We start from the raw sequence: 13,647 nt of genomic DNA, 5'->3' as shown, positions 1-13,647 counted from the left end.
TCGCGAGGGCTTCGGCCAATCTCCATAGTGCGCGATTTTGCTAACTCAAGAGCTGTCCGACCCGTCAAAATTCCTGTGCCAGGGATTAGCATTACTCGGCCGCTTCGTCCCTCGCCCCGGTCTTGCGCACCAGCGCCGCCGTCGCCAGCATCGCGCCGAGATCGGCGATCATCGGCGCGACATGCGTGTTGTAGTCGATTGGCACCGAGATATCAGGCAGCTCGAAGAAGTTCTTCGATCGAGGCATCAGGAGAAAACCGTCGCTGCCGCTCAGCGCCACCCGCGCCTGGTCGTAAGGCCATGTCTCGCCGAGCCAGGTCAGCGCCTGCGCCAATCGTCCGGTGACCAGCGGTCGCGCCGCCTCGACATTGTCGGTGCGGAATTCATAGGCGGCGTCGAGCTCGTCGACCCCGGATGATAGTTCCTGCATCTTGCTGGCGAACATGCCGCGAAAGAAATGCACCACCTTGTTGGCCTTGCGGGCGGCAACCAGCGTGCCGGGGAACGGCTCGATGGTCTCGAAGGCGACGATGACGCCCTTGAAAGCGGTCGTCTCGCTCTTGCCGGAGCCTTCCCAGAGCTTCGCCTCGTAAAGCTCGAACGGAAAATCCTCGTAGCGTCCCGAAATGATGTCGTCGAAGCTCTGCCGGCTGAAAGCGCCGAGGGTCTCGCGCGGCATCCTGTCGAAGGAATTCGGCCGCACGCGGTGCTGGTAACGCACATCGCGCACGAAGCCGAAGATCAGCGGCAGGAGCGTGTCGCGGAAGGATTGCTGCAGCCGGGTCGCCGGCCGCAGCGCCTGGAAATAAAGCAGCACCGCAACGATGAAGCCGCCAAGATAGAGAAAGACATGCGGCGTCGAGAACCACTGCTCGTTGGGATCGGCGGCGCTGTTGAACAGCCACGCGACGAGCCCCGACAAACACGATGACCAGACCGACAAACAGCGGCACCCGCCAGCGCACCTGTTTCTGGGCCGACGCCCGCTTCGCCTCATAGGCCTCGATGCCGCGCCTGATGCCGGCGATATCGGCTTCGCTCGGCATGAAATCCGCTGCTTCCATGGCCACCCCCGGCCGGCGTTGCACCGCTCGCCATGATAGCGACTTTTGCGCGAAAGTCGCCAGGTCACAGCCAACGGCGGTCAGTCCTCTCGGCCTGGAAAAATCGCATCCAGGCGAGCCACAACCCGCTGCCCCGTCAGTCCGTCCAGCCTCTCCACCGGGACCAGCCGCTCGTGGCCGCCCTTGGCGAGCCGCATGAAGAAATGCAACCGGTACGCGGCAATCTTGCCGCGCGTGGCGGCGTCAGTGCTGACGTCAACGACCAGGATCGAGCCGATGCGGCCGGGCCATGGCTGTCTGGCAAAAGCCGTGCCGAGGAAGTCGCCCAAGCCATAGGCGACGAGCGCATCGCCGATCTGCTCGACCGGCTGAACCACATGCGCGTGATGACCGGCGATCAGCCGCACGCCATGGCCCGCCAGTCGCTGAGCCAGCGCCCGCGTCGCCGGTCTCGGAAAATGCCGGAACTCCCAGTCCCAATGCGGCACGGCGCATAAGAGATCGACGCCTGCGCCAGACCCGCGCAACCAATCAGCCGGATCGCTGTCCATGGAAACCCGCGCTCGAAATTCGGCTTCGCCAGCGTTGCGCCAGAGCGTGAACGCGGCGAAGCCGATCGTCAGCGGCCCGGCGGCATGGCGCTGGACCGGCCCGCCAACCGTCGCGCCGATGGTGCGAATGCCGAGCCGCCCCAGCGCCGCGACTGTCTCCTCGAAGCCGGCAACGCCCTGGTCGAGCACATGATTGTTGGCAAGCGACAATACGAGCTTGTCGTGGGCAATTCCGACGGCCGCCAGCGCGTCGGCCAGGAAGCGTTCGGTCATCGCGTGATGCGTGCCGAGCCGCGTGCCCACAGCGGCGCTCGGCCGCTTGACGATCGGGCTCTCGCAATTGCCGATCACGAGATCGGCGGAAGCAAGCAGCGCCGTGAGCGCGGGATCGCATTCGGGTGCCGTGCGATTGGCGACTGCCGAGATGTCGCCGATGAAGGCAAGCCGCACGCCTTGCGCTGGCGGCGGCTCCATCAGCGTCGTAGCGGGCGCCGCGAAACCGTTCCTGTCGCCGCCAAGCGACGGCTTCAGGAAGCGCGGCAGCCACGACAGCTTGTAGGAAGGCGGATAGTTCGACACGGCATGTCCTTTTGTCAGCCCTGTGTAGACTGTCGCGCGGGCCGGTTGAAGCCGACAACGAAGCCGAATGCAGCGTTGCCGGTCGACGCGGGCTGGAGGACGCCTTGGGCCAAAATGCGTGTATGATCGCGACATGACGCAGTGGAGGGCGATGATGATGCGTACAGCATTCTTTGCAGCCGCCTTGTTTGCATTCCTGCCGGTGTCGTCCGCCCGGGCGGAGATGCCAGAGGCGGCAAAGGCCATGTTCGAGGCGAAGAGCGTGACTGACCGGAACACGGCGCTGTCGACCTTGGAAGGAGCCGCGGCCAAGGATCCGGCATCGGCCTATGCAGCCGGCGCCGGCGAGTTCTTCACCGCGCTGGAGATCCTGGCCAGCGGGCTGCATCGCCACGGTTTCGAGAGCCCGCAATCCTTCATGCTGCCGCTGATGCGACTGCCGGTGCCGGACAATCCCGATCCCGAGCCGCTGACCTATGAACAGTTCCGCGCCATCCTGGTCGCCTTCCGCGACCGGCTGGAGAAATCCGCCGCCACGCTCAGCTCCGTGCCGGCCGACGCCGACATCGGCATGGTGGTCGATCTCGCCCATGCCGGAATCGACCTCAACGAAGACGGCAAGATCGCGCCGGACGAGAGCGTCGCCGCGATCATGGCTTCGCTTTCACGCGGCAGCGTCGACACGAGCGATGCCGCACCTTCGCTCATTTTCCGCTTCGACCGCGCCGACGGCTTCTGGTTGCAGGGCTACGCCGAGTTCCTGATGGCGCAGGCCGATTTCTGGCTGGCGCATGATTTCAAGGCCATGTTCGACGGTTCCTTCCACATGCTGTTCCCGCGCGCGAAACTGCCGCTGCAGGACACGCTCGTGCCGCCGGATGGCGGCATGAGCGGCAGCATCTTCGCCTCGGAATGGCGCTTTGCCGACTTCATCTCGCTGGTCCATCTCGTCAACTGGCCGGTGGTCGAGCCGGAGCGCCGGCAAGCCGCGCGCCGTCACCTCCTGGAGATGATCCGGCTGTCGCGCGAGGACTGGAAGGCGATCCGCGCCGAGACCGACAATGACCGCGAATGGCTGCCCGGACCGCAGCAGAAGGGCATCAACCCGCTCACCGGCCTCGAGGTGAGCGAGGAGCAGGTGCAGGCGTGGCTCGCCGCATTGACCATGGCCGAGGACCTTCTCGAAGGCCGCGTGATGCTGCCGCATTTCCGCATTGCCGGCAAAGGCATCAACATGAAGCGCTTCTTCGACGAGCCGAAACCTTTCGATCTCGTGCTGTCGATCACCGGCCCGGCGATCGCGCCGTACCTTGAGAGCGGAAAAATTCTCACCAGCGACGATTTCGACCAGATCCAGCGCGAGTTCGGCGGCGCCGGCTTCCTGACCTTCGCGTTGTGGTTCAACTGAGGCGAAGCGGCGCGCGCGACAGGCCTCCTGACAGCCTTCTGTCAGCAGCGTCCGCAAGCGTCAGCCGCGCCTTCACTCCGCTCTTTCCATTTCGGCCGAGTCCTCCCATATTCGGGCCATGGCCAAACGCACCGACAAGAAAACGCCCTCGCCGGCGCAAGAGGGCGCGCCGAAAAGGCGCAGCCCGCTGACCGAATTCCTCGACGCGGCAGAGCCGTTGAAGTCCGGCGGCTTTTCTGAGGCGCCGCAGAGCGAGTTCTCCGGCGCGCCGCTGACCGGCTCGATCTCCGATTGGGCCGGGCAGATCGAGCGCGAGGCGCAAAAACAGCCGAAGGCAAAGGCGCCGAAAAAAATCCCCGAGCGTTCCGCCGCGCCCGGGCGCACGGCGCGCGGCACTTCGATGGGCGGCGCTGCGTCGGCAAAGGAACGCGCGGCCGCCGGCCTCAACCCGGTGGCCGGCCTCGACATCAGCCTGGAGGACGCCGAGACGGTTTCCTCGAGTGGCGTCACCGCTACGGTCGCGGCGCTGTCGGCGCTAATCGAATCCGGCAATCCGCTGCACAAGGACGGCCAGCTCTGGACGCCGCACCGCCCGGCCCGGCCGGAAAAGTCGGAAGGCGGCATCGCCATCAAGATGGTGTCGGATTTCGAGCCAGCCGGCGACCAGCCGACCGCCATCAAGGACCTCGTCGAAGGCGTCGACCGGAGCGACCGGACCCAAGTGCTGCTCGGCGTCACCGGCTCCGGCAAGACCTTCACCATGGCCAAGGTGATCGAGGAGACGCAGCGCCCTGCCCTGATCCTCGCGCCGAACAAGACGCTGGCGGCGCAGCTCTACGCCGAGTTCAAAAAGTTCTTCCCCGAAAACGCGGTCGAGTATTTCGTCTCCTACTACGACTACTACCAGCCCGAGGCCTACGTCCCGCGCACTGACACCTATATCGAGAAGGAATCCTCGATCAACGAGCAGATCGACCGCATGCGCCACTCGGCGACCCGCTCGCTGCTGGAGCGCGACGACGTCATCATCGTCGCCTCGGTGTCCTGCATCTACGGTATCGGCTCGGTCGAAACCTACACCGCGATGACCTTCCAGATGCAGGTCGGCGACCGGCTCGACCAGCGAGCTTTGCTCGCCGACCTCGTGGCGCAACAGTACAAGCGCCAGGACATCAACTTCGTGCGTGGCTCGTTCCGCGTGCGCGGCGACACGATCGAGATCTTCCCGGCCCACTTGGAAGACCGCGCCTGGCGCATCTCGCTGTTCGGCGACGAGATAGAGGCGATCACCGAGTTCGATCCCCTGACCGGCCAGAAGACCGGCGAGCTGAAAAGCGTCAAGATCTACGCCAACTCGCACTATGTGACGCCGCGCCCGACCTTGAATCAGGCCATCAAGTCGATCAAGGAAGAGCTGAAGCATCGCCTGCAAGAGCTTGAAAAGGCTGGCCGGCTGCTGGAAGCCCAGCGGCTGGAGCAGCGCACCCGCTTCGACCTGGAGATGCTGGAGGCGACCGGCTCCTGCGCCGGCATCGAGAATTATTCGCGCTATCTCACCGGACGCCAGCCGGGCGATCCGCCGCCGACGCTGTTCGAATATGTGCCCGACAATGCGCTGATCTTCATCGACGAAAGCCACGTCACCGTGCCGCAGATCGGTGGCATGTATCGGGGCGACTTCCGCCGCAAGGCGACGCTGGCCGAATACGGCTTCCGCCTGCCCTCCTGCATGGACAACCGGCCGCTGCGCTTCGAGGAGTGGGACGCCATGCGGCCGCTGTCGGTGGCCGTCTCGGCGACGCCCGGCAACTGGGAACTGGAGCAGTCCGGCGGCGTGTTCGCCGAGCAGGTCATCCGCCCCACCGGCCTGATCGACCCGCCGGTCGAGGTGCGCCCGGCCAAGAGCCAGGTCGACGACGTCGTCGGCGAAATCCGTGAGACCACAAAGCTGGGCTATCGCACGCTGGTCACGGTGCTGACCAAGCGCATGGCCGAGGACCTGACCGAATATCTGCACGAGAACGGCATCCGCGTCCGCTACATGCACTCCGACATCGACACGCTGGAGCGCATCGAGATCCTGCGCGACCTTCGCCTCGGCGCCTTCGACGTGCTGGTCGGCATCAACCTGCTGCGCGAGGGTCTCGACATCCCCGAATGCGGCTTCGTCGCCATCCTAGACGCCGACAAGGAAGGTTTTTTGCGCTCGGAGACCTCGCTGATCCAGACCATCGGCCGCGCCGCCCGCAACATCGACGGCAAGGTCATCCTCTACGCCGACCAGGTCACCGGCTCGATGGAGCGGGCGATGGCGGAGACCAACCGCCGCCGCGAGAAGCAGATGGAGTGGAATGCCGCCAACGGCATCACGCCGGAATCGGTCAAGTCGCGCATCTCCGATATCCTGGACTCGGTCTACGAGAAGGACCACGTGCGCGCCGACATCTCACAGTTCACCAACGATGCCGGCGCCATGATCGGCAACAACCTGAAAACCCATCTCGAGGCGCTGGACAAGCAGATGCGCGACGCCGCCGCCAATCTCGACTTCGAGAAGGCGGCCCGCATCCGCGACGAGATCAAGCGGCTGCGCGAGATGGAGCTTGCCATCTCCGATGATCCGCTGGCGCGCGAGGTGGAAGGGCAAAGTCCCGCCTCGGGCCGCGAAAAGGGCAAACACAACAAGGGCGTGGCCAGACATCGTACGGTCGAGGAACAGGAGCGGTTCCGCAAGCTCGATGAAGCACGCGCCGCCGAAGAGGCGGCCAAGGCTGCCCGGCCCAACCTGTTCCGCAAGCCGCATCTCGACGAAATGGGCGCCGAGGGCGCCGCGCCGTTGAAGAAGCCGCTGTTCGCAAAACCGTCGCTAGATGACATGGGGCCAGGCACCGACGTGCCGACGCCCGCGGGCGCGGTTTCGCGCTCGCTGTTCAAGAGACAGTCAGCCGAGGAGGCGCACGGCTCCGATTTCGGCATCCCCGGCGAACCGGTCAAGCCATTGTTCAGGAAGAACTCGCTGGACGAAATGACAGTGCGCCGCACCGAGAAGCCAGTCGAAGGCAAGGTGCCGGCGAAGCCTCAGCCGATCTCCCCCCAAGCGGGGGCCGGCAGGACAGAGGGGGGCGCGAAGGAACGCGGCGATTCCGACAAGCCTGTTGTCCGTCAGCGCTCCGGCATCGGCTCCTACGAGGATCCAGCCGACGAGCGCCGTCAAAACCGCCGGCCGAGCAAGACCGGGCGGCCGGGGCGGTAGAGGGCTTCCCTTCTCCCCTTGCGGGAGAAGGTGGATCGGCGCGCAGCGCCGAGACGGTTGAGCGGTGTTGGAAGAAATGAGGCGGCGGCGATTTCGAACGCATCGCCAAGCTGGACCACCCCTCATCCGATCGAGCTTCGCTCGGCCACCTTCTCCCGCAAAGGGGGAGAAGCGAGGTGGCCCCTTGCCACCAACCCCACCCCTGGTGTAGCCATTTCCTCACTCGAACGTCCGGAAAGGAGGGCTGCGTGTCTATCGATCACCACCGTCAGCGCGGCCCTGTCTGCGCCCTGCGAGCTTGCTTGCAGGGCTGACCAGGACGGTCCGGGAATTTTCCCCCGCTTCGATTTTTGGTCTGCCCTTCGTGGTGCCGCTGAACTTGGCCTGATGGCTTGCCGGCGCACCGTCAAAGCGCATCGGACCGGAGTGCGCCTCCGGCAAGACCAGAGAAATCGACATGGCCCTGATCAGCCTCAACTCCTTCGGCGTCACCATGAGTGCGCCGCTCTTTTCCAATCTCGACCTCACCATCGGCGCCGGCGACCGGCTGGGTATCGTCGCGGCCAACGGCCGTGGCAAATCCACCTTGCTGAAATGCCTGGCCGGTGAACTGGACGCCACAACCGGCGGCATCACCCGGTCGCGCGGCCTGCGCATCGGCCATGTCGAGCAATCCGTTCCAGACACGCTGCTCGACTGCGGCTTCCATCAGGTGGTCGCCGATGCCTTGCCGCCCGAGCAGCGCGGCAGCGAGCTCTGGCGTGTCGACGTGGTGCTGGATTCACTCGACGTGCCCGAGGACATGCGCGGCCGGCCGATACGGGCTTTGAGCGGCGGCTGGCAGCGGCTGGCGCTGATCGCCCGCATCTGGGTCACCGATCCGGACGTGCTTTTGCTCGACGAGCCGACCAACCATCTCGACCTCGCCAAGATCAGCCAGCTGGAAACCTGGCTCAACGCGCTGCCGCGCGAGGTGCCGGTGATCGTCGCCAGCCACGACCGCGCCTTTCTCGACGCCACCACCAACCGCACGCTGTTCCTGCGCCCGCAGGAATCGCCGGTGTTCTCGCTGCCCTATTCGCGCGCCAGGCAAGCGCTCGACGAGGTCGATGCCTCGACGGCGCGCAGGTTCGAGCGCGATATGAAGGTGGCCCAGCAATTGCGCCGGCAGGCCGCCAAGCTCAACAACATCGGCGTCAATTCCGGCAGCGATCTGCTCACGGTGAAAACCAGGCAGCTCAAGGAACGGGCGGAGAAGCTGGAAGACGCAGCCGTGGCTGCACATCGCGAGCGCTCGGCCGGCGCGATCAGGCTGACGAACCGCGGCACCCACGCCAAGGTGCTGATCACGCTGGACGACGCCGCGGTGGAAACACCCGACGGCACACTGCTGTTCAGGACCGGCAAGCGCCACATCTGCCAGGACGACCGCATCGTGCTGCTCGGCCGCAACGGCGTCGGCAAGTCGCGCTTCATTTCGATGATCCGCACCGCCATCGCCGAACCCGGGACGAAGCAGAACGTCAAGGTGACGCCGTCGACCGTGCTCGGCTACAGCGACCAGGCGCTGTCGGGCATCGGCGACGACACGCCGCTGGCGATGGTCTCGCGCCGCTTCGAGGTCGGCGAGCAGCGGGCGCGCTCGCTTCTCGCCGGCGCCGGCGCCGAGATGCAGGAGAAAAAGATCGGCGCATTGTCGGGCGGGCAGCGGTCGAGGCTGATGATGCTGGTGCTGCGGCTCATCAACCCCAACTTCTACCTCCTCGACGAGCCGACCAACCATCTCGACATCGAAGGCCAGGAAGCGCTGGAGGAGGAGTTGATGAAGCATCAGGCGAGCTGCCTGCTCGCCTCGCACGACCGCTCCTTCATCCGCGCGGTCGGCAACCATTTCTGGCTGATCGAGAAGCGGCGTCTGGTCGAAGTCGACGGTCCGGACGAGTTCTTCCGCGCGGCCGCCGAAACGGAGCGCTGAGAGCCCTAAAGCGCGTCGCGCAGAAACGGATTCAGGCGACGCGCTTTAGGTCTTTGTTTTTTATGCACGTCGTTTTCGCAAAACCGCTGCACACTTTTGCGCTCCTGCGGGCCGGCTTTCCAGGCGCACGAAAAAAATTCAGGCGATCTGTCGGATTTCGGCAGCACCTCTCGTCCTTGGGATGCCGACACGACGATGCCGGCATCAACCAGGGAGAGTTCATCATGTCGATACTGTCATCCATCGGCCGCGTTGCCACCCAATATGCCGCGGCGCGCGCCCGCTACCGCAGCGAGCGCATCCTGCATTCGCTGCCGGACGAACTGCGCAAGGACATCGGTTTTCCGGAAATTCTCGACACGCGGAGCAGCCGTCGCGAGGCCACGTTCTCGACCAAGGTCATCTGAAAGTGGCCAATCAACCAGTGCGACAGCTCGCCGGTTGCCCGGCCCGTTCGGGCCCGGCCCTCTGAAAATTTCTGCGACCCCTGTAGGATTGCTGTCGCCTCGTCCGTCCTGTGGCTGCAAGGCCAAACCAATTGAGAAGAGGTAGATGCGATGACCGATCAAACTCCCGTTCCGCCCCCGGTGAAAGTGCTTGGCGGACTGACCCCCTATCTGCAGGTCGACGGCGCCATCAAGGCGGCCGAGTTCTACAAGAAAGCTTTCGGGGCCGAGGAAGTCTTTGCCTATCCGCCGGATGACAAAGGCCGCACCATGCATATCCATCTCTATGTCAACGGCTCGACGCTGATGCTGTGCGACGCCTACCCCGAGCACGGCCATCCGCATCAGGCGGCGCAGGGTTACACGCTCCAGCTCCATCTCGGCAGAGACGACATCGACGCCTGGTGGAAGCGCGCGGTGGACGCCGGCTGCGAAGTCGTCACGCCGCTCCAGGTAATGTTCTGGGGCGACCGCTGGGGCCAGGTGAAAGACCCCTTCGGCGTCGGCTGGGCGATGAACGCGCCGGTGAAATAGGTTTCCTAGCGAGCAAGCGTCGCCCAGGGCCGACGCGCTCCACTGCGCCGGGTCGTATCCCCGCCGACCCGGCGCTCGTTTTCAGCAAAGGAGCTCACCATGTCCTATGTCGATGGTTTCGTGCTTGCCGTGCCGAAGGCAAATCTTGATGCGTACAAGAAGATGGCTGGGAATGCCGGCGCCGTATGGAAGGAGCACGGCGCGCTCGCCTATGTCGAATGCGTCGGCGATGACGTACCCTATGGCGAGCTGACCTCGTTCCCACGCGCCGTGCAGGCGAAGGACGACGAGATCGTCATCTTCGCCTGGGTGGTCTATGAATCCAGGCAGAGCCGCGACGCGGTGATGGCCAAGGTGATGGCCGATGAACGCCTCAAGGCGGACTGGTCGACGATGCCGTTCGACGGCAAGCGCATGATCTTCGGCGGCTTCCAGCCGTTCATCGAATTATAGCGCCGAGCGACCTCAGGCCAATTTGTCCAGCAGCGGCTTCAGCCGCTCGCCATAGCGCTTCCACAGATCGACCGAGCCCTGATACATCGGCTGGCGCACCTGCGCGGCCGACGCCGTGCGCACCGGCCGGTCTGTCTCGTGGAACGACAGCACCTTGTCGTCCCATGGCAGGCCGAGATGCGCCATCAGCGCGCGCGTCTGTCCTTCCTGGTCGGCGACGAAATCCTCATAGCGCACGTCGTGGACGACGCCGGGCAGCACCTTGTGCCAATGCGCCATGATATCGGCATAGAGGTTGTGGAAATCGGCGAGCTCGCCGAGATCGTAGCCGTAACGATGGCTGTCGCCGCGGAAATGCACCTTGAAGATCGACAGGCACGTGGCCGCCGCGTCGCGCGCGCAATGCACGATCTTCGCCTTCGGCAGCATCATGTGAAGGAAGCCGACCAGCAGGAAGTTGCCCGGCATCTTGTCGGTGACATGGCGCAAGCCCGGATAGCGGGTGTGCAGCATGTCGAGATAGGCCTGCCCTGCCTCGGCGAAGGCCTTGTCCGGCATGTCGGCGATCCCCCAGGGAAAGCCGCCCGGCATGCTCATCGGAAACTGCTTGCCGACCGCCGTCTTCAGGATGCTGAGCTCGCCCGCGCCAAAGACCTGCGGATGGCTGGCGATGATCTGCTCGACCAGCGTCGTGCCGGAACGCGGCATGCCGACGACGAAGATCGGCGTGTCGTCGGCAATGTCGCTCGGCCTGTGCTTTTCGAAGAAGGCCTTGTCGAAAACCGCCTTCATCGCCTCGAACTCGCCGCGCGTCCTCGCCGGATCGTAGTCGATGCCCTTGCGGCGGATCGCGTTGCCCTCGGCGAAATAGTCGAAGGCGCGACCATAGTCCTTCAAATCGTCATTGGCCTTGCCGAGGCCGAAGGAAAGCTGCATGCGCGCAAGGCTGTCCCGCGGCGCCTTGGCGTGCTCGGCTTCCATCCCTGCGAGCTCGGAGTCGCGCTCGGACTGGCGCTTGACCTGCGTCAGCAAAAGCCAGGCCTTCGCCATGGCGGGTGCGATCGCCACCGCCTGGCGCGCAAGATCGGCGGCTTCAGGGAGCTTGCCCTTCTCCATCATGGCGACGCCGAGCCCGTAGAGCAGCTCCGCATCCTTGGGCCGGATCGAAAGCGACTCGCGGAACAGCGCGATCGCCTCGTCAAGGCGCCCGGCTTCCTGCAGCGTTTCGGCCAGGCCGATGCGGGCGCGGACATGGAACGGGTTGCGGCCGATCGTGCCGCGGTAGATCTCCTCGGCGCCTTCGAACTGGCCGAGTTGCTTCAGCGACGAGCCGAGATTGTCGCGCGCTGCCAATTGGTCCGGCCGGATCTCCACCGCGCCGCGGAAGAAATCGACGGCGGCTGCAACGCGGCCGAGGTCGCGCATGACCGTGCCCATGTTGTTGAGGAAATCGGCATTGCCGGGCTGCAGCGTCACCGATTGCTCGATGAGGTCGAGCCCTTCCTCGCTGCGACCGGTCTGGTGCAACAGGAGGCCGAGGAAATGCAGTGCGGCGGCATGGTTCGGCTGCTGCCCCAGCACCTGCCGGTAAAGCGCCTCCGCGTCCTGGCGGCGCCCTGCCTGGTGCAGTTGCAGCGCCCGCTGCACATAGGAATCGAGCGGACTGGCCGAACCGGCCTTGCCACTCGCGCCTGCCGCTCGTCTTTGATCTCTGTTAATGGGAAACCTGCCGTGTTTGTCCGCCCGCCGGACCTAAGCCAAGCGGGCGAGAGATTCAAGGGTGTGGGTAGCGCTCCGACGGATTGCCCGCGACGCGAAACGCAAACCCGGCCGCGCTAGCAGGGCCCGTCGCCGACGATGCGATAGTCCGCGGCACGCGCTTCGCATGCGTTCGGGAAGGTGCGCGCCTCGCCAAGGCGCCTGGCGCATACCGGCGCGTATTCGCGGGTGCAGAAGGTCTCTCCGCCGCCTCCACCGCCACCGTCGCCTCCAGCGCCGCCGTCGCGGCACGGTCCGTCGCGCACGATGCGATACCCTGCCCTGTCTGCCAGGCAGGCATTGGCGAAGGTCTGGCGGTCGCCGCCGCGCCGCGCGCAGACCGGATCGTATTGCATGGTGCAGAATTGCGGCTGCGGCCTTGGCGGCCGCGGGCGCGGCCCATCGTCGGCCACCACGGTGCAGGCTGCCAGAAGAGCCGACAGGAGCAGAACGACAAAGCCCTGCCTTGAGACGATTGCCGCAAGAAATCGCATGAAATCCCTCCTTGAGCCCCGGCGCAAATGGAGCCGGCTCGCGCAATCCTCGCTATTCCGCTTCCGAATGCAACCCCGGTTTGTGGTTGTCTGAGCCGCAAGACCGGTCGCCGGACGGCCTTCACACTGGCCCATGCCTGGCTTTCCTCTGGCCGATGACCTGTCATGACACCAGGTCTATCGATGCCCCTGCGTCAGACACGCCGAGGGCCGCCCGCGGCGCTGTCTTGCAACCATCACGTTTCCGTGTAATAAATTTCGTGTTCGGGCATTTACGACCCGGAGAGCGGCACGTTTTGGACGACCTTTCCCCGACAAGTGTGAATCTCTGACGGCCCCGTTTTCGGCGGGGGGTTTGACCATGCGCCAATGCATGACTGCCGAAGCAACCACCGGGACTTGCCCGAGGCGAGAGGCAGCGGGTAAACCACAAGACTGACGGGTGAAGGAGTTTCCCCAATGGCCCAGACCGGCACCGTAAAGTTCTTCAACGCCACCAAAGGCTTCGGCTTCATCACGCCCGATGGCGGCGCCAAGGACGTGTTCGTCCACATCTCCGCGATCGAGGCCTCCGGCCTGCGCACGCTCGTCGACGGCCAGAAGGTCACTTTCGACGTCGAACCGGACCGCATGGGCAAGGGCCCGAAGGCGGTCAACCTGCGTGCGGCCTGAGCGGGCAAAGCTCCCTGTCTTCCGCTGGTGAACGGCGCGGCAGGATCATGAATCGGCTTCGCAAGAAGCTTGAGTTTTCGAGGGCGCGACGGAACCGTCGCGCCCTTTTTTTGTCCGGCAAATGGTTGGATTGGCAGGCGAAAACTTTCTCTTGCCGATAGCGCTAAAATAAAGGACAAATTTCCTCTCGGGCAATTTGCCGGCCCGAGACTGACTTGATGGGATCAAAGGAGCTTCCCATGCCGCAGACCGGCACCGTCAAATTCTTCAACCATGCCAAGGGCTTCGGCTTCATCACGCCCGACGATGGTGCGAAGGATGTCTTCGTCCATATTTCGGCCGTGCAGGCGTCGGGCCTTCCCGGTCTTGAGGATGGGCAGAAAGTGACATTCGACACCGAGCCGGACAAGCGCGGCAAGGGTCCGAAGGCCGTCAATCTGTCTATCGGCTAGGCCGTCTC

12 protein-coding genes are annotated in these 13,647 nt (G+C 64.7%); 8 read left to right on the top strand and 4 right to left on the bottom strand.

Annotated elements, in window-relative coordinates:
- Positions 1-91: 91 nt before the first annotated feature.
- Entirely contained in the window at positions 92-922 is an 831-nt protein-coding gene (locus tag EH240_RS24555; protein WP_342634109.1) for a hypothetical protein, read from the bottom strand.
- A gap of 222 nt (positions 923-1,144) precedes the next feature.
- The gene (locus EH240_RS24550) at positions 1,145-2,194 is read right to left on the bottom strand and encodes a CapA family protein (RefSeq protein WP_125003443.1); all 1,050 of its coding nucleotides are present in this window, start codon (positions 2,192-2,194) and stop codon (positions 1,145-1,147) included.
- A 154-nt stretch (positions 2,195-2,348) separates the two neighbouring features.
- On the opposite strand from EH240_RS24550, the gene EH240_RS24545 reads away from it, so the two are divergent.
- From EH240_RS24545 to EH240_RS24520, 6 genes are all read left to right on the top strand, one after another.
- Positions 2,349-3,602: a hypothetical protein gene (locus tag EH240_RS24545; RefSeq protein WP_425374829.1), complete on the top strand. Its 1,254-nt coding sequence runs from the start codon at positions 2,349-2,351 to the stop codon at positions 3,600-3,602.
- A 118-nt stretch (positions 3,603-3,720) separates the two neighbouring features.
- Entirely contained in the window at positions 3,721-6,855 is a 3,135-nt protein-coding gene (gene uvrB / locus EH240_RS24540) for an excinuclease ABC subunit UvrB (RefSeq protein WP_125003441.1), read from the top strand.
- Between the two features lie 457 nt (positions 6,856-7,312).
- Entirely contained in the window at positions 7,313-8,830 is a 1,518-nt protein-coding gene (locus EH240_RS24535; protein WP_125003439.1) for an ABC-F family ATP-binding cassette domain-containing protein, read from the top strand.
- Positions 8,831-9,054: 224 nt separating this feature from the next.
- Positions 9,055-9,237 carry a hypothetical protein gene (locus EH240_RS24530; protein ID WP_125003436.1) on the top strand — a complete coding sequence of 61 codons (183 nt, stop codon included), beginning with the start codon at positions 9,055-9,057 and terminating at the stop codon, positions 9,235-9,237.
- 150 nt (positions 9,238-9,387) lie between these two features.
- Positions 9,388-9,810, top strand: coding sequence for a VOC family protein (locus EH240_RS24525; protein ID WP_125003434.1), 423 nt, complete (start codon positions 9,388-9,390; stop codon positions 9,808-9,810).
- Between the two features lie 99 nt (positions 9,811-9,909).
- Positions 9,910-10,263, top strand: coding sequence for a DUF1428 domain-containing protein (locus EH240_RS24520; RefSeq protein ID WP_125003432.1), 354 nt, complete (start codon positions 9,910-9,912; stop codon positions 10,261-10,263).
- A 12-nt stretch (positions 10,264-10,275) separates the two neighbouring features.
- Here the strand turns inward: EH240_RS24520 and EH240_RS24515 are convergent, their stop codons facing one another.
- Positions 10,276-11,910, bottom strand: coding sequence for a tetratricopeptide repeat-containing sulfotransferase family protein (locus tag EH240_RS24515; RefSeq protein ID WP_125003430.1), 1,635 nt, complete (start codon positions 11,908-11,910; stop codon positions 10,276-10,278).
- Between the two features lie 188 nt (positions 11,911-12,098).
- Entirely contained in the window at positions 12,099-12,515 is a 417-nt protein-coding gene (locus EH240_RS24510; protein WP_125003428.1) for a Kazal-type serine protease inhibitor family protein, read from the bottom strand.
- A 459-nt stretch (positions 12,516-12,974) separates the two neighbouring features.
- On the opposite strand from EH240_RS24510, the gene EH240_RS24505 reads away from it, so the two are divergent.
- Together EH240_RS24505 and EH240_RS24500 are read left to right on the top strand one after the other, a co-directional pair.
- Entirely contained in the window at positions 12,975-13,187 is a 213-nt protein-coding gene (locus EH240_RS24505; RefSeq protein WP_006202520.1) for a cold-shock protein, read from the top strand.
- Between the two features lie 239 nt (positions 13,188-13,426).
- Positions 13,427-13,639, top strand: coding sequence for a cold-shock protein (locus tag EH240_RS24500; RefSeq protein WP_006202521.1), 213 nt, complete (start codon positions 13,427-13,429; stop codon positions 13,637-13,639).
- The last annotated feature ends 8 nt before the right edge of the window (positions 13,640-13,647 follow it).

The organism is Mesorhizobium tamadayense, assembly GCF_003863365.1.
Lineage (GTDB): Bacteria > Pseudomonadota > Alphaproteobacteria > Rhizobiales > Rhizobiaceae > Mesorhizobium > Mesorhizobium tamadayense.
Note: the sequence above shows the minus strand (reverse complement) of the source record. Positions and strands in the feature narration are given on the sequence as shown.